The following is a 16,975-nucleotide window of genomic DNA, read 5'->3' on the forward strand; positions in this document are numbered from 1 at the left end:
TAATGTTTTACCTGGCACAGGGCGACCCTCTTTTTTGGCTTTATCTCGCCAATGATACAGGGTTTGGTAGGAGATCCCCTCACTGCGAGCCACTTCCGTGACCGTCATATTGTGGGGAGGTAATAATTTCTTTAAGACAGCGTCTTTACGTTCAGGTGAATATCGTTCCATTGAGCTCTCATTGACCGCCCCCTTTATTTAATTATTGGATGATTTTAAGGGGTGACAACAATCCTGACACAGGGGGTCCTGTTAGCGTGATTGATGCTTCAGCCATTATTTCCTCTGGTGCAATATCGATTGATGATGTTTTGCAGAAAATGACTTCGGCTGGAGGTGCTATGACTAACGCTGGCATAAATAATGGTTCTGGTGGTAATTCTCGCATAAACCTCAGAGGATTAGGCACTAACCGTACTCTAGTTTTGGTTAATGGTCGTCGAATGATTGCTTCTGGTACAGGAGCTGCTTCTACTGTGGACCTTAATACGATTCCAGTTTCTATGATCCAAAGAGTTGAAGTACTTAAAGATGGTGCTTCTGCGGTTTATGGTACAGATGCTATTGCTGGTGTGGTTAACGTAATTTTGAAAAGAGACTTTGAAGGTTTTGAAGTTAACGCCCAAACTGGCATTTCTGGAGAAGGTGATGCTGACGAGTCTACGATTGATATGACTTTGGGTAACACCTTTGATAAAGGCAATGTCGTTATAGGCGCACAGTATACAAAGCGTGGCGAGGCAAGCCAAGCTGACCGTGATTTTTCTGATTGCCCTGTAACAGAAACTAAGCCTGATGCAAGTGGTAAAATTAGCTTGTTTTGCGGTGGTAGTGGTTATTCTCAAGGTGGTCATATTTGGGGCGATACTGCAGATCTAAGTGGTAGAGGTGGTACTTACCATGATTATGTTACTGCAAATGATGCATATAACTATGCGAAAGATAGTTATCTATCGACGCCAATGGAACGCTTGAATCTCACGGCAGCTGGAACCTATGAGTTGACAGATACAACTCGTTTCTTTACTGAGGCTATGTATTCAAAGCGTTGGTCAAATCAACAAATGGCTCCTCAACCAATTTGGAACAGCGATGCATGGGTTTATAATCCTATTTCAGCTGGTGGTTGGATGACCGATGACCTGCTGCCATGGGTTAAGCCTGGAGAAGAACTCTCTTATGGTCGTCGCATGGTTGAGTCCGGTACCCGTGACTTTAGTCAAGTTGTAGACACTATTCGTATTGTTTTAGGCGTAGAAGGTGAATTTGATAATGGCTGGAGTTGGGATGCCTCTTATAATAAAGGTCGCAACGACTCTGTCGATACTCTGGCAAATCTACATAATTTAGGTTCAATTAATGCAGCAGTTTTAAAGGGGGAATTTGATCCTTTTTTACAGTCTTCATGGGAAGGTGAGAGCATCACTCCATTCATCTATACCGAAGTAAATAGTGGTGGAAGTGAGTTAGATATTATTGCCGCAACCTTATCGGGTGATATTGTTGAGCTACCAGCGGGTATGATGGGCTTTGCTGCTGGATACGAGAATCGTAAAGAAGCAGCAAAGTTTACACCAGATTCATTAACAGCACAGGGGTTAGCTAATGATCCTCGGGTAGAACCTACCGGTGGTGATTTTAGCGTTAATGAAATTTATGCTGAATTGGCTATCCCATTGTTAAGTGGGTTACCACTAGTGGAACAACTCGATCTGAGTGCTGCAATGCGTTATTTTGATTACAGCACGTTTGGTGATGACACTACATGGAAACTAGGCTTAACTTGGCGAGTATATGATGACCTTATGTTCCGTGGGGGGTTGTCTACTGCATTCCGTGCTCCAACTGTTGATGAGTTATATGGTGGTAAGTCACCATCCTTCGAACAAATTGTTCATCCTGCAACAGAACAAGACCAAGCAGAAGTCACTGTTGGCGGTAATGGGTTATTAACTCCAGAAGAAGCCGACATTACAACGATAGGTTTAGTTTATTCACCAAGCTTCGTAGATGGTCTGTCTATGACTGTTGATTACTACGATATTGAATTAACAAACACTATAACTTCTGTTGACAACAATTATATTGCTAACCAATGTTTAGATGCTGCAGGTAATAAGATCAATACTGATACTGTATTGTGTCAATCTTCTAATATTCAGATTGATAACAGTGGTCGTATTAAGTTTGACAATGGCCTACAAAATATCGGTGCGACGAACACTGCGGGTTATGACATTAATGTTGCTTATGCATTTTCAGCTCTGGGATTGGATTGGAAAGCAGGTTGGGATACATCAATTCTGACCGAATATGAAGAATTCGATCCTGATGGTGTTGCTGTGGATTATCGTGGTTACATTACCGGCGGTACGGGAGCATATGCTAAATTCAAGAGTAATATGAACATCACTGCTAGTGCAGATGACTGGAGCTTTACTTACGAAGCTCGTTATATTGATGGGATGGACTCATTTGCTTGTAAAGGCAAAGAATCTAGTTGTTATGCACCAACAGTTGGGAGTGTTATATACCATGATCTATCAGGATCTTATGATTTAACTCAAAACATTCGTCTATCAGGTGGTATCAATAACCTGTTTGATAAAGAGCCTCCCTATTACACAGGTAATAATGACTCAAACACAGATCCATATACTTATGAAATGTTAGGTCGTTATTTCTTCGTTCGTGCGAGTATGAAGTTCTAAATCCTCGTTAGCGGGAGTCATTATTTTGTTCCAGCTTTGATTATAAAAACCCTGAGGCAACTTGGGGTTTTTTATCATCAGAATGAAGAAAATGGAAAACTAACTGGTACATAGCGTAATGGTCATTTAGATTAAGTCATTTATTTCAATAATTTGGTCACCTTAAATAACGAGCGCTTCTCAAATGGAAGGTAATTCAAATTTTGTTATTGTATTTGTTCGACAAATTTTCAGAACTCGTCAGTTCTGCACGCACACGTAAACTATCATAGACATCTTTGGTCATTGTTCTTATTGGCAATCAAGGACAAGTCAAATCCAGTCAAATGTCGGTATTAAAATCACTTTGGTTAAAAGTGCATGTTTAAGCAGAACTGAGGTTGTTTGTTGAAAATTATTCCCATGTTGTAATGATCCCCCCCCCATTTTGTTGAACAAAATTTAGCCATAAAATGTCAGGTTTTTTGAGCACTTATACTTAAAAGTGGTTTTAAGTGTTAATTTTTTGCAAGTATTTATGTTTGAGTTGTTTTTCAATTTGATAATGGGGAATTCTCCATTGTAATTAAATAAGTTCTTAAATTTCATGCGGTTATGATTTTTATTCAATTTGACACTAGACAAAGCTTATGGCTAATCATCAGCTTTAAACTATTCACAAACAGCGATCGTTGTGTTATTTCAGTTTCAATTGTTGATTAAGTGTTTTAAATGTGATTTTATTGGCTCATCTATGTGTCGGCGTGTGATTTTTTGGTGTCGGGCTTAGAGGAAAAGTCGTCAGTGAGATGTCGATGAAAAATAATAAAGACATAGTATGTCAAGGGAGATAGGCAATGCATAAGAATAATTTATTAGCTAAATCAGTGCGTTTCGCATTGATTAGCGGTGTGACAGCAACAACCTTAAGTACATTCGGCGTATTTGCTGCGGAAGAAGATGGTGCAAAAGTCGAGCGTATTGAAGTTACTGGTTCTCGTATCAAACGTACTGATATGGAAACAACAGTACCAATTACAGTTTTATCAAGAGAAGATATTGCTCAAACAGGCGCAATTAACGTTGCGGATATTTTGAACTCATCACCAGTAACAATTGCTGGTTCAGATCAATCAAATAGTGCCTTCACTACATCTACAGTTGGTCTCAATACAACTTCATTACGTAATTTAGGAGACTCAAGAACTTTAGTTCTTGTCAATGGTCGCAGATTTGTTTCTGGTGTTGATCCATCAAGTGGTTATGCAGTAGATTTAAACGCAATTCCGACTTCGATGATTGAACGTATCGAAATTTTAAAAAGTGCATCTTCTGCTATTTATGGTTCTGATGCTGTAGCTGGCGTAGTTAACATCATTACTCGTAAAGATTTTGATGGTGTAGAAGTAAATGCTCAAACAGGTATTTCTGGAGAGAGTGATCGTAATACTAAGACTGTTAGCCTTACATCCGGTAAAACTTGGTCAGGTGGTAATGCTTGGGTTTCGTTGGGCTATGATGATGATGAAGGTATTAAAGCAACTGACCGTGATTTTTCTAAACAGGACTTGGCAGTTTTTCTTGATGAGAATGGTAATGAATATGCTGGTCCATTGAATTCCTCTTTCGCCCCACAAGGCAAAATTGGTAAGTATAATGGTGATGGTACTTTATATTCAGGTGCAACAGGTAGTTTTAACAGAGCAGAATATCGGCAGTTAGTTACTCCACTTGAGCGTAAATATGCAGCGGCTGGCTTGAATATGGAGCTAGCAGATAACGTATCTATGTTTACTGAACTTAACTGGAATACGACTAAAACGATAGATTCCACTATTGAACCAACACCTTTAGATGTCGTAAACGATGTATGGTTGAAAAATCGTAATGGTAAAGGTGGAATGGACATTAATTCTCCATTGATTCCTGATGCCTTACGTAATGCTCTTGTTGCTGACGGAATTACAAATTTAAATCAGACAACGTTTACTCGTCGATTGGTTGAATTTGGTCCTCGCTCTACAGATTTAGAAAGAAATACGATTCGTATTGCTACAGGTGTCGATTGGGCAATAAATGATGCATGGGCATCCCAAACGTACATGACCTGGGGGAGAACTGACCAGTTACAAGATAACGGTGGTCAGGTAAATAAAGAGCGAGCAGCACTTGCGTTGGATGTGATTAAAGATGCCAATGGCAACTTAGTATGTGCTAATGAACTAGCACGTTTACAAGGTTGCGTTCCATTAGATTTATTTGGTGCGGGTACTGTATCTGATGAGGCTGTTAAGTATATTGAATCTCCTGCAAAAGCAGCTGGTCAGGCAGAGCAGTTTGTTCTAGGAAGTAGCGTAACAGGAGCTTTACCTGTTGCATTACCGGGGGGAGATATTGGTGTTGCCATGGGCTTGGAATATCGTGAAGAACGCGGCGTTTACAGTCCTGGGGATTTAGCTCAAACAGGTGCGTCAAGTACTAACCAATCAGATCCTACCGATGGCAAATTATACTCAAAAGACGTTTATGTTGAAGCAATTCTTCCTGTTCTTGAAAACCTGGAATTTGATTTAGCTGCGCGTTTTGCTGATCATTCTGTTACTGGTGGTGATTGGACTTGGAATGCTGGTCTAGAATATACGCCATTTGATTCGTTTAAGGTGAGGGCTTCTGCTGCCACAGCTATACGTACTCCAAATATTTCTGATTTATACGGAGGGCGTGGTGAAACTTTTGCTACTGTAGCCGATCCTTGTGATGGTGTGACTGCAACAACTGCTGGAAATGCGGCGGCTAATTGTCGTGCAATCCAATCTGTAAGTGATCGAATCGCTGCTGATGGAGTCTTTAAGTTAACTCAAGCAGAGCGTCAGGCCACTGGTGGTACACAAGGTGGTAACCCTGATGTCAAAGCGGAAACTGCTGATACTTGGAGTGCAGGTATTATTTGGCAAATCGTTGATGATTTGGCATTTACGTTAGATTACTATGATATATCTGTGAAGGATGCAATTTCTACAACAAGTCGCACGACAGTGTTGAACCGCTGTTTTGATGTTGATGCAAGTCAGTTCTCACAAAATTGTAATGGAGCTGCTGTACGTGACTTTAAAGGTGCTTTGATTGAAGTTCATTCAGGTACATCTAACGAAAATAACATTGATACTTCAGGTATTGATGCTGAATTTAATTATACGACTGATTTAGGGCCTGGTAGTTTTAAAGCTCAACTAGTTTGGAACTACACTAATGAATATGTTGTTACAGGCATTCTATCTGGTGAGGCCATTGATTATGTCGGTGATGTTACGCATCCAGAACATAGAGCTAACTTGAATTTATCCTATGCTCTTGATGAGATGAGCTTTGCATGGCGTATGCGTTACTGGGATGCAGTTGTTGACTCAGTAGATGAAAGTAATGGTAATTTTACAGATGGTGCTTCATTAACTACATTTAACGAGATTGATGCGGTTATATACCATGATGTAAATGCTAGTTATACATTTGCGAATGGGTGGGAAGCAATGGTAGGTGTCCGTAATTTATTTGATAAACAACCTCCATTATTGCCTCAAGGCTCTAATTCTGGCTCAACAGGTATCAATACTGCGTCAGAGGCTTATGATGTAACAGGACGTTATTTCTATGCTGGTGTTACTGCCAAGTTTTAATGACTGACTATCGGTAATTAGACTATTACAGAATGGAACCGGATCAATGTTGATCCGGTTTTTTTATTAGTAAGTAAAGTCATGTAAATATGCTGCTTAGATTAGGGCTTATTGTTTTTGTTATATAAGTATTACTCAGGCTATACATGGTAACCACATTAACGTAAATGCCAGTGAAACCATATTGGCGTAATTCTTCGCTAATTTTTTATATTGCTCGGCAGTGTTTAATTTTTCAAAATTATTCTCCACCAAATGTCGATATAAATACCAATCAACCTTCACTTGAAGTGTATTGTTATAGTTGCGCTTTGAGATAACTGATTTCCCATCTTTATTTGCGGAGAATTCACGAAAAGTATCACTTCCATAACCTTTATCAGCAGTCACAGTATCAACCTGCTTTAAGTGCACAATGAGGTTGGGTGCGATAGTAATATAGTGTCTCTGGCCTTCTGATAATTCGACATAAATCGGTAATTCTCCGCTATTGACCGCTAAGTGAATTTGGGTTTAATTGCTGCTTCGACTTTTACTTAGGCGCTCATTGCTCTGTGTGGTTGCATCAGTAGTGTACTGATGTGCGCGCACGAGCGAGTCATGGATAAAGAGTAATTCCATGTTAGCAAGTCTAGCTAAGGCTTTTTATAGGTAAGCCCGCATGCTTTTTTAGACAATAAATGAAGCCGTCTAAAGATTGTACTCCAATGATCGAACTCTTCGGGCAAATCTTGCAAAGGAATAGCTGTCGAAAGCGATAAAGAATGTCTTCGAATGTTTGTCTATGTTCAGGCTTATCATAAACATGGCCTATGCTTTCCATTACTTAAATGAAATAGCTTTTCCCTGTATATCAGTTAGCATAAATATTGGCATGGCTTGAAGTTATTAGTTTTTTGTAAAACAAATAATAACGTCTTGCTATGTTCTCTAAATATCACTCTCGAAAGAGCAACAGATCCTAGTCATTACTCCAAACTCCAAGAAAAGGGGTGTAATTGAGTAAATTTTGGAAAGTTAACTTGTAAAAATGAGTCATTTGCCTGTGTAGACGTTTTTGAAAGCACTATGGTGGGCATCTGGAAGAAGATAATGGTGGTCATGATCTCATTTATTGCGATGCGATTAGTGCGTCTCTTCAGCTAATGAAGTTTTCTCTAATTCTATGATGACAACATAGGAACATCATAGATATCACAAAACACTTCCACTAACTTGTTGTATAAAGGCTCTTCTGTGTGATGGGGTTATTTGAGGTCGAAAGATCCTATCACTTGTGCCCTTAGTTCTGATGTTCTTACACTGAGTTCAAGTTAAGTAAATCTTATCGGGGGATTTGAGTAAAGAGCATCTATTTGAGTCGTCTTTATGTTAAAAAATGTTAATTTTAATAAACAGGACACACAAAGTTGGTCTTTAGCTATCGTTATGATTTTATAGGGTTTAAATTAGTTTATTATTTTTTGGAACAAAAAGTAATAACCCTAAAGATTCATTTTTGTCTAAAAAAACACCTTTCGTAAAAAATTTCATTATTAGCGCTTCTTTACACTAGTTTTTAGTCGTCTGAAATGTTGACACAGGTCAACATTTTGTGAAATGATGCCAGCGGGTCTATGCCTGTAAGGGCGTAGGAAAGGGAAGAAAAAACTAAGAATCACAAGAGAAAGACGAACTTACAGAAATTTTTTCGGCAAGTATTTATTCCTTGTCGTTATGTTGCTGGTAAGTTAAACCTTTTTATTCACTTCAAATTGGTTGGGAACTATGTCCAAGGTAAGCAATAGAACAAAAATCGCTACTGCACTTGTTGGCGTGCTGGCATTAGCGAGCAGCAACTTAGTAGTTGCAGATCCTCTTACCGACGTGCAGAAAGCGGATAGTATGATCCATGCTGATGCTGCTGCGTCGCAAAAGAACGTTGATAAGTATTTCGATCAAGCACAAGACATGCTTTTTGAGTATGGTTCTGTCGCAGATGAGCGCGAATCACTGAAATCATATAACGATTACGTTGCAAGCTTAGTCGCTGATCAACAAAAGACAATGGATTCAGTGCAGGGTGACATCAATGGTGTTGATAAACTTCGCCAAGGTGTTGTGCCATTAATGTTTAAAATGGTTGAGTCATTAGAACAGTTTGTTCAATTAGATTTACCTTTTAATTCTGAAATACGCACTAATCGTGTTAATGAACTGAAAAAACTTCTTAATACTGCCGAAGTCACACTAGCAGAAAAATATCGTCTAATTCTTGATGCTTATAGTATTGAGCGTGAATACGGTAGTGCTGTTGCCGTTAACCAAGGTAAGTTAAACCTAGATGGTAAAGAAGTGTTGGTTGACTTCTTTAACTTAGGTCGTGTTGCTCTTTATGCACAGAGTTTAGATCAAAAGACTGGCTGGATGTACAACCCAGAATCTAAGGGTTGGGATAAGTTAGATGACAGCTATTTGCGTGAACTGACCAAAGGTATCCGCATTGCCCGTAAACAAGGCGCTCTAGATCTATTCGCGTTACCAATTCCTGCTGCGGAGACTGCACAATAATGAAGAAGTTAATTACTACAGCTGTGTTGGCTGCAAGTTTCTCTTTAACTGCTGGTATGGCGAGCGCTGCTGATGCGCCTAAGTCAATTGACCAATTATTGCAACAAGTTAAAGTTGAACGCGCTGCAGAAGGTAAAGTCAACAGCAAGCGTGAGCAAGAGTTCCAAGCAGAGCGTGGCGATAAGGCCGCTTTACTGCAAAAAGAAAAAAATGCGTTAGCTGCTGAAAAGCAACGTGGTAAAGATTTAAACCAAGCGTTCTTAGATAACGAGCGTAAAATTGCTCAGTTAGAAGAAGATCTAAAAACGGCTCAAGGTGACTTGGGTGAAATGTTTGGTGTCGTTAAAGGTGAAGCCGGTGATTTCGCTGGTAAACTGGCAAGCTCTAACATCAGTGCTCAATTCCCAAATCGCGATAAATTTATCGCTGATTTAGGTGCCCGTAAGCAATTGCCAAAAATTGAAGAGTTAGAACAATTTTGGCAAGAGCAGCTATTTGAAATGGCGCAATCTGGCAAAGTGGTTAAGTTTGAAGGTTCTGTTACCGAAATTGATGGTAACGTGAAAACGACGACTATTCATCGTATTGGTGCTTATAACTTAACGGCTGACGGTAAATACGTTGTATATAACCCTGAATTAGGTTTAATTCAGCAGTTATCTCAACAACCTGAAGGTTATCAAGTTAGCGCTGTTGCTAAATGGGAAGAAACGGCTTCTGGTACAGCACCTTTCTATATCGACCCTGCACGTGGCGTACTGTTAAACATCTTTACGAACAAAGCTAGCATGGAAGATCGTATCGAGTCAGGCGGTACCATTGGTTATATTATTCTGATATTACTTGCTATTGGTTTATTAATTGCGGTTGAGCGTTTCATTGTGCTGGCAGCTATCGGTGCAAAAGTTAAACGCCAAGCTAAGAATGTTGATAATCCAGGTAACAATGCCCTTGGTCGTATCTTGAAGGTTTACCATGAAAACAAAGATGTTGATGTTGAAACATTAGAGTTGAAACTGGATGAAGCTATTCTGAAAGAAACGCCTGCATTAGAAGCTCGAATTTCAATTTTGAAAGTCATTGCAGCTATCGGCCCAATGTTAGGTCTGCTAGGTACAGTAACTGGTATGATTGCGACCTTCCAAAGTATCCAACTGTTCGGTACTGGCGATCCTAAACTGATGGCGGGTGGTATCTCTATGGCTCTGGTTACTACAGTACAAGGTCTGGTTGCGGCTCTGCCACTGATGTTACTACATGCAATACTCGTTGCGCGTAGCAAATCCATCACCCAAATTTTGGAAGAGCAAAGTGCGGGCATTATCGCAGCACATGCTGAGAAGAGGGCTAACTAATGATGCTATACCTGATGGACATATGGGATTCCGTCAGGGGCTTCATGGCCGCTGGAGGAAACGTCCTTTGGTTGGTTGCGTTTGTATTGTTCTTCATGTGGGTATTGATGCTTGAGCGTTATTGGTATCTTAATTGGATATCACCAAAGCAACATAAAGCTATCATATCTGCGTGGGATGCTAGAGAGGAAACAACCTCTTGGTACGCACACCGTATCCGTGAAGCTTGGCTGTCCCAAGCGAAGCAAGATTTGAATGCACGTATGCTGATGATTAAAACCTTAGTAGCTATTTGTCCTATGATAGGTTTGTTAGGTACCGTAACCGGTATGATTTCAGTGTTTGATGTGATGGCAGTTCAGGGGACGAGTAATGCTCGTTTAATGGCGGCTGGTATTTCAATGGCGACTATGCCCACGATGGCGGGGATGGTTGCAGCATTATCGGGAGTATTCTTTAGTACTCGTCTGGATGTAAAAATGAAAATCAGTTTAGAAAAGCTAAAAGACAGCATGCCGCACCACTAGAGAGAGATTGAACATGGCACGTAAAAAGCATTCCAGTGTAGACGAGGAAGCGCAAATTGATATGACACCGATGCTCGACATCGTGTTTATCATGTTGATCTTCTTCATTGTAACAACGTCATTTGTGAAACCTTCTGGTTTGGATTATAACAAACCCAAAGCTTCGCAAGCGACTTCAAAGCCTTCGGCTAACATCTTTATCGGCGTCAGTAAAACAGGCGTGATCATGATGGAAAACCGTCAGGTTGATATCGAGCGTGTAACGGCAAACGTTGAGCGCATGCTGGCTGAAGCTCCTGAAGCTGCTGTATTAATTCAGGCTGACAAAGACGCAATGCACGGCTTAGTTGTTAAAGTTCTAGACCAAGTCAAAGCGGCTGGTATAGATAAAATTTCGGTATCTGCGGGGAACGATTAATATGCTAAGAGCACTAGTATCGATCATTATTGGTGCTGCTGTGACTTTTGGTCTGTTCGCTTTTATGGCGTTCTTGGTCGGTGGCGGCGCACAGCGCGGCGAAACATCGGCCGAGACCCCTGTAATTGAAATCACTATGGATAGACAGGATTCAAAAGCACAGAATAAGCCAAGGGTAGTGCCTAAGCCGCCGCCACCGCCAGAACAGCCACAGAAGCCTGAGGCAACGCCGCCAGAATCTTCGAGCAATATTGACACAGCAATGTCGTTCAATATGGGTGGTGTAGAAGCAGGAGGTCACTCAGCAGGTGGTTTTAAATTAGGTAATATGATGACTCGCGATGGTGATGCTACACCTATCGTTCGTATCGAACCTCAGTATCCAATTGCTGCGGCGCGTGATGGTAAAGAAGGTTGGGTACAACTTCGTTTTACCATTAACGAACTCGGTGGTATCGACGACGTTGAAGTTATTCAAGCAGAACCAAAACGCTTATTTGATAAAGAAGCGATTCGTGCACTGAAGAAGTGGAAGTACAAGCCAAAGATTGTTGATGGCAAGCCATTGAAACAACCTGGTATGACAGTACAACTAGACTTCACCTTAGATAAAGGAGGCAACCAATAATGCGTAATGTTAATAAAATCGCAGTTCTATTATTGCTTTCTGTTTGTGGCGGTTCATTAACTCTTTCATCTGCAGTCGCAGAAGAAAAGTGTGCTATCGACAAACGTCAATCTAAAGCTGTGGGTGAAAGTGCGGCGAAGAAAGTTCAGAAGTCATTTGAAGCTTATACCAATGGTCAGGTCGATGAAGCTATTGCTATTTTGCTAGAGGCAAATGCCAAGAACGACTTCGACAAAGCCTATGTTGCACGTATGTTGGGTAACTTTTATGCCGAGAAAGGCAAAATGGATACCGCGATCAAGTACCTAAAACAAGCTGTTGAAGCTGATATTTTAGGTGGTACAGATCATGCTGCAACTATGCGTCTTTATGCTGATTTGCTATTACAAGAGAAAAAGTTTAAGGAAGCGATTCCTTATTATTACAAGTGGATGGAGTTTACTTGTAAAGCCGATTCTCAAATGTATCGCCGTATTGGTATTGCGCATTCAGAACTGAAGCAGTGGGATAAAGTGATTGAAGTGGCCGACAAAGGTCTTTCATTAGCTGAAGCTCCTGATAAAGGTCTGTATCAAATGAAACTGACAGCTTACTTCAATCAGAAGAAGTACAAGAATGCTGTTGGCGTGTTAGAAGTCATGGTGCCTTTATTCCCGGATGATGGCAGATTGTGGGTTCAATTAGCACAGTTTTATTTGATGGTTGAAGACTATGACAAGTCTCTTGCAACTTACGATTTGGCTTATAGAAATGGTTTCTTAGATAGCGCGGGCAATATTACGCGTTTAGCGCAGTTAATGGCACAAAAAGGTGCTCCTTATCAAGCTGCTAAAATTTATCAGAAACATATGAAATCAGGCATGATCGCTGAGGACGCTAAGTCTTTAGAGATTTTGGCGGGTTTCTATCAAAATGCGAAAGAGTTTAAGCAAGCTGCTGAGTATTACGGTAAAGCTGCAGCTATCAGCAATGATGGCAAGACTTACTTGAAACAAGGTCGCTTATTAAACTTGAATGAACAATATACAGCTGCGATCCCTGTGCTTGAAAAAGCCATATCAATGGGTATTGAGCATCCTGGTGAAGCAAACTTCGAATTAGCTTTGGCTCATTTAAGTTTGAAACAGTATAAGTCTGCTTATAATCGTGCAGTGTTAGCTGCTAATGATAAGAAGACACAGAAGAGTGCAAATAGCTATATCTCTTATATTAAAGAGAAAGCACGTATGCATAATATCACGCTGTAATTACTTCGCAGTTTAGTGTTTGAATCGAAAGCCCCGCAAGGGGCTTTTTCTTTGGTATCAATAAACCTATTTACTGTAAGCGGATTAAAGCTTGTGATTGATCATGATTTTTTTCAAGTTGTTGTGAAAGTTGGCTGACATTACTGAAGAGTGACTCTATTTTACTTTCCTGTGTAGGTAGGCAAATACAGGCAGCCAGTTTATAGTCGATTGTCAGTTTATGATGTTTACCAAAATCTTGATTAAAGTCAGATATTTGTTGTTCTATTCGCTTTAACACTACTTCCGTCCCCACCTCATCTATATTGAACAAACCCAACGCAAAGTGATTGTGATCTAGTCTAGCAATCATATCTGTTGCTCTTAATAGCGCTTCTTGCACTTGTTTAGTAAAGAATTCGAGTAAATGGGGTTGTTTGACGGTTTCATGAATGTGAGGGCACAGATACAATAGTGCCAAGCTTTGGTGGTCTCTCATGTGACGATGCCATTCTCGGTTGAATACTTCCATGAAATAGGTTTGGTTATAGACTCCAGTTTCAGGATCCCTGAAACCTGAGTTGCGGAACGAGTAGATCATAGATTAACTCCGATAGCAGACCTTGGACTAAGTATAGAAACAGTTCTGCAATAGCGGGCCAAAAAGGAGAAATATTAAAATGAAATTGGGTTTATTGGCAGGTTCGATAGCGTTAATCTTCACCCTTCAAGGTTGTTCTAAACCTGAAGCCACTGCAGTTCAAGAAAATAGCTCGGCTAATACGACAGCTGTGCAGGGCGAAACTCAAACGGCAGAGCAGCATTACTTAGCGCTTGTGGATGCTTATTTTAAAGATTACCTAAAGCTTGAGCCCATCTACGCCACTTTTGTCGGTGTTAATGACTATAACGCCGATTTCGGTGGGGATTTAACTGAGGATTACCTTAAGGCTCGTCATGATCTTAACACTCACTATTTAGCTCAGGTGCGTGCGATAGATCCAAAGCAACTGCCTGCGGATCTACAGTTAAGTTATGACCTGTTCGTCTATGACCGTGATATGGCGTTAGTGGACGAAACTTTCCCTTCACGCTTTATGCCGATAAGCCAGTTCTATAGCACTGTTATTACTATGGTGCAGCTGGGAAGTGGCGAAAGTGCACAACCTTTTAAGACTGTCCAAGATTACCGTAATTGGGAACAGAGAGTCGATGGTTTTATCAAGTGGGTCGCACTTGCTGAAAATCGTATGAATCAAGGCATTGAAAGTAAAGTGGTACTACCTCGAGTGTTGGTAGAGCGCATTATTCCTCAGTTAGATGCTATGTTAACGACGGATGCGACTCAGAGTATTTTTTACTCGCCAATCCAGCATTTTCCCGAAAGTTTTTCAGAGCAAGATAAAGCGGAATTGACAGCTCGTTATCAAGCCATGATAGCCGAGCGTATCGTGCCAGCGTTAACGAACTTACGCGATTACTTTAAGCAAACCTATTTACTTAAATCGCGGGCGACTGATGGTTGGTCAGGTTTGCCTAACGGTAAAGCTTGGTATCAGCATCTGGCGAACTCACATACGACCACCACTATGTCTGTAGATGAAATTCATCAAATTGGTTTAGGTGAAGTGGCGCGAATTTTATCTGAGATGGATAAGGTGCGTGAGCAGGTTGGTTTTAAGGGCGATTTGAAGGCGTTTTTTGCGTCTTTATCTTCAGAGCCGCAGTATTTCTATAGCGATCGCCAAGGCTTGATTGATGGCTATATGGTATTAAAAGATAAAATCAATCATGTATTGCCTAACTACTTTAATGTGATGCCAAAGGCTGATTATGTGGTTAAGCCGGTTGAAAGTTTTAGAGAACAATCGGCAGCGGGTGCCTCTTATGAAGCGCCTGCGGTGGATGGTAGCCGTCCAGGGGTGTTTTATATCAACACTTATAACCTCAAAGCACAGCCTAAGTGGGGGATGACGACCTTATCTTTGCACGAGGCCGCTCCTGGGCATCACTTCCAAATCGCGATCAAACAAGAGCTGACTGGTGTGCCTGAGTTCCAGCGTTTTAGCGGTTATACCGCTTTCGAGGAAGGTTGGGCACTTTATGCTGAATACTTAGGTATTGAGATGGGGCTATTTACCGACCCTTACCAGTATTTTGGTAAGCTTTCCGATGAAATGCTGCGTGCCATGCGCTTAGTGGTTGATACTGGCCTTCATTCTAAAGGTTGGAGTCGTGAACAGGCGATTCAGTACATGAAAGACAACTCGCCTATGGCTGAGAGTGACATAGTCGCTGAAGTGGAGCGCTACATGGCGATCCCTGGTCAAGCTTTGTCTTACAAGGTCGGTCAGTTGAAGATTTTGGCACTGCGTGCCCGCGCAGAAAAAGCCTTGGGTGATAAATTTGATCTTAAAGCGTTCCACGATCAAATCCTCACCTCAGGTTCATTACCCATGGCGGTCATGGAAAACAAGATCGATCGTTGGATTGCGTCGAAACAAGCTTAGCCGTGTAAGATGCCGTTAATTGACTTTGTTGTCAGTGACGGCATTTTAAGACTTTTTTATTCAACAGAAAGTTTTTATACTGTTGATTCCAAACCTGTTAAAACGAATGTTTTAGTGGGAACTCAATGATATTTGGGGCAAATGTCTCATGATCCTTACAGGAGTTTTACTATGGTCCAGGCAACAGCAAGACATTTGTTAGTCAGCAGTGAAGAGCAGTGTCAAGCGCTGAAACAGCAAATAATGGAAGGCGCAGATTTTGCTCAAATTGCTCGCGCACACTCTTCTTGCCCATCAGGTGCCCAAGGCGGCGAATTGGGGTCATTTGGTCCTGGCATGATGGTCAGAGAGTTTGATGAAGTGGTTTTTAGTGCACCATTAAATGAAGTACAAGGACCCGTGAAAACGCAATTTGGCTTTCATTTACTTGAAGTGACCAGCCGCGCGTAAGTTTTGCCGCTTATCTAATACAGCTTGTTTGATACGGCAGCGTTTGCTGCCGTTTTGTTTTATATGCTCATCACGGAGTCACTATGCTGGAACTCTACACTGATAGATTGAAACTCAGGAGCTTACAAGATAGTGATTGGGAACATTTTTATGCACTGCATAACGATCCTGAGATTAATCGTTTTGTACGCGTTCCAGAGTCGCAAGAGGTGATCCGCAGTAAGTTTCAGCAGCGTTCTGATACTTGGTTCTACGGTTCTGGCGATTGGCTGACCTTAGTGATTGAGACCGTTGATACTGGGCAGTTTATCGGTTTAACGGGCCTTTATTGTCAAAGTTTCGAGGAACAGCGTGCCGAAGTGGGTTATTTACTGGCAGTCGAGGGGCACGGTAAAGGTTATGCGACTGAGAGCTTAATGGCGGTCATTGATTGGGCCTGTTTAAGTTTTAATGTACATAAATTTGTTGGTCATTGTGCTAAAGATAATCACGCATCGGCACGAGTACTCGAAAAGTGTGGTTTTCGGCTTGAAGGTTTACTCAGGCAGCAATTCAAAATAGGTGAAAACTGGCTCGATGAATCAGCCTTTGGCCTACTCGCCGATGAAAGACGTCTATAGCCAAATTATCTTCAGCGAATTTTGTACTGTGCTGGTATAATGCCGCAGGTTTATTTTTAGAAGGCGTGTATTAAGTGGCGCAAATTAATCAATTGGCTTTGCATTCTGGCGAAGATTTCATTGAATTGTACAAAGTATTAAAAGTGCAAGGCATGAGCAATGCGGGTGGTGAAGCCAAACATTTTATCGACGAAGGTCAAGTCACTGTGAATGGTGAAGTTGAAACTCGTAAACGTAAAAAAATTATCGCGGGCGACATCGTCAGCTTTAATGGTGAATCAGTTCAAATCATTGCGGCAGAATAAGCCTGAAACAGTGGAGCAAGAA

Annotated in this window: 13 protein-coding genes and 2 pseudogenes; 12 read left to right on the plus strand and 3 right to left on the minus strand. The window is 41.1% G+C overall.

The genetic code is table 11. The features are described from left to right. On the minus strand, positions 1–171 hold a 171-nt coding region (locus tag L5M18_RS18845; protein ID WP_263190459.1), incomplete at its 3' end, for a transposase. Positions 172–236: 65 nt separating this feature from the next. Between L5M18_RS18845 and L5M18_RS18850 the strand changes: the two are divergent. Both L5M18_RS18850 and L5M18_RS18855 read left to right on the plus strand, forming a co-directional pair. Continuing rightward, positions 237–2,711: pseudogene (locus L5M18_RS18850) on the plus strand (TonB-dependent receptor); the annotation flags it as partial. 836 nt (positions 2,712–3,547) lie between these two features. Beyond that, positions 3,548–6,364, plus strand: a complete 2,817-nt coding sequence (locus L5M18_RS18855) for a TonB-dependent receptor domain-containing protein (protein ID WP_198572207.1) — start codon at positions 3,548–3,550, stop codon at positions 6,362–6,364. Positions 6,365–6,499: 135 nt separating this feature from the next. On the opposite strand, the pseudogene L5M18_RS18860 reads toward L5M18_RS18855, so the two are convergent. Further along, positions 6,500–7,240: pseudogene (locus L5M18_RS18860) on the minus strand (IS5 family transposase). Between the two features lie 891 nt (positions 7,241–8,131). Here L5M18_RS18860 and L5M18_RS18865 point away from each other — a divergent pair. The 6 genes from L5M18_RS18865 to L5M18_RS18890 are packed head-to-tail and all read left to right on the plus strand — an operon-like array spanning position 8,132 to position 13,089. Then, on the plus strand, positions 8,132–8,914 hold the full coding sequence (locus L5M18_RS18865; RefSeq protein WP_113938838.1) for a DUF3450 domain-containing protein: 783 nt from the start codon (positions 8,132–8,134) through the stop codon (positions 8,912–8,914). Then, on the plus strand, positions 8,914–10,269 hold the full coding sequence (locus L5M18_RS18870; RefSeq protein ID WP_113938837.1) for a MotA/TolQ/ExbB proton channel family protein: 1,356 nt from the start codon (positions 8,914–8,916) through the stop codon (positions 10,267–10,269). Before L5M18_RS18865 ends, L5M18_RS18870 begins: the two co-directional genes overlap by 1 nt. Further along, positions 10,269–10,796 carry a MotA/TolQ/ExbB proton channel family protein gene (locus tag L5M18_RS18875; RefSeq protein ID WP_113938836.1) on the plus strand — a complete coding sequence of 176 codons (528 nt, stop codon included), beginning with the start codon at positions 10,269–10,271 and terminating at the stop codon, positions 10,794–10,796. Before L5M18_RS18870 ends, L5M18_RS18875 begins: the two co-directional genes overlap by 1 nt. Before the next feature lie 13 nt (positions 10,797–10,809). Further along, a complete protein-coding gene (locus tag L5M18_RS18880) occupies positions 10,810–11,214 on the plus strand; it encodes an ExbD/TolR family protein (RefSeq protein ID WP_037428129.1) in 405 nt (134 codons plus the stop codon). 1 nt (position 11,215) lies between these two features. Continuing rightward, positions 11,216–11,842 (plus strand): energy transducer TonB, encoded by a 627-nt coding sequence (locus L5M18_RS18885; protein ID WP_113938835.1) that lies wholly within the window; start codon positions 11,216–11,218, stop codon positions 11,840–11,842. Then, positions 11,842–13,089 (plus strand): tetratricopeptide repeat protein, encoded by a 1,248-nt coding sequence (locus L5M18_RS18890; RefSeq protein ID WP_113938834.1) that lies wholly within the window; start codon positions 11,842–11,844, stop codon positions 13,087–13,089. Before L5M18_RS18885 ends, L5M18_RS18890 begins: the two co-directional genes overlap by 1 nt. 70 nt (positions 13,090–13,159) lie before the next feature. Here L5M18_RS18890 and L5M18_RS18895 read toward each other — a convergent pair whose 3' ends face one another. Then, positions 13,160–13,669: a diguanylate cyclase domain-containing protein gene (locus L5M18_RS18895; protein WP_028760435.1), complete on the minus strand. Its 510-nt coding sequence runs from the start codon at positions 13,667–13,669 to the stop codon at positions 13,160–13,162. A gap of 79 nt (positions 13,670–13,748) precedes the next feature. Here L5M18_RS18895 and L5M18_RS18900 point away from each other — a divergent pair, with 79 nt between their 5' ends. From L5M18_RS18900 to L5M18_RS18915, 4 genes are all read left to right on the plus strand, one after another. After that, positions 13,749–15,578, plus strand: coding sequence for a DUF885 domain-containing protein (locus L5M18_RS18900; protein ID WP_263198219.1), 1,830 nt, complete (start codon positions 13,749–13,751; stop codon positions 15,576–15,578). Between the two features lie 171 nt (positions 15,579–15,749). After that, the gene (locus L5M18_RS18905) at positions 15,750–16,028 is read left to right on the plus strand and encodes a peptidylprolyl isomerase (RefSeq protein ID WP_028760433.1); all 279 of its coding nucleotides are present in this window, start codon (positions 15,750–15,752) and stop codon (positions 16,026–16,028) included. An 83-nt stretch (positions 16,029–16,111) separates the two neighbouring features. Next, entirely contained in the window at positions 16,112–16,648 is a 537-nt protein-coding gene (locus L5M18_RS18910) for a GNAT family N-acetyltransferase (protein ID WP_173496516.1), read from the plus strand. A gap of 74 nt (positions 16,649–16,722) precedes the next feature. Further along, entirely contained in the window at positions 16,723–16,953 is a 231-nt protein-coding gene (locus L5M18_RS18915; protein ID WP_028760431.1) for an RNA-binding S4 domain-containing protein, read from the plus strand. The last annotated feature ends 22 nt before the right edge of the window (positions 16,954–16,975 follow it).

The sequence above is a fragment of the Shewanella sp. SM20 genome, from assembly GCF_025654545.1.
GTDB classification, from domain to species: Bacteria; Pseudomonadota; Gammaproteobacteria; order Enterobacterales; family Shewanellaceae; genus Shewanella; species Shewanella oncorhynchi.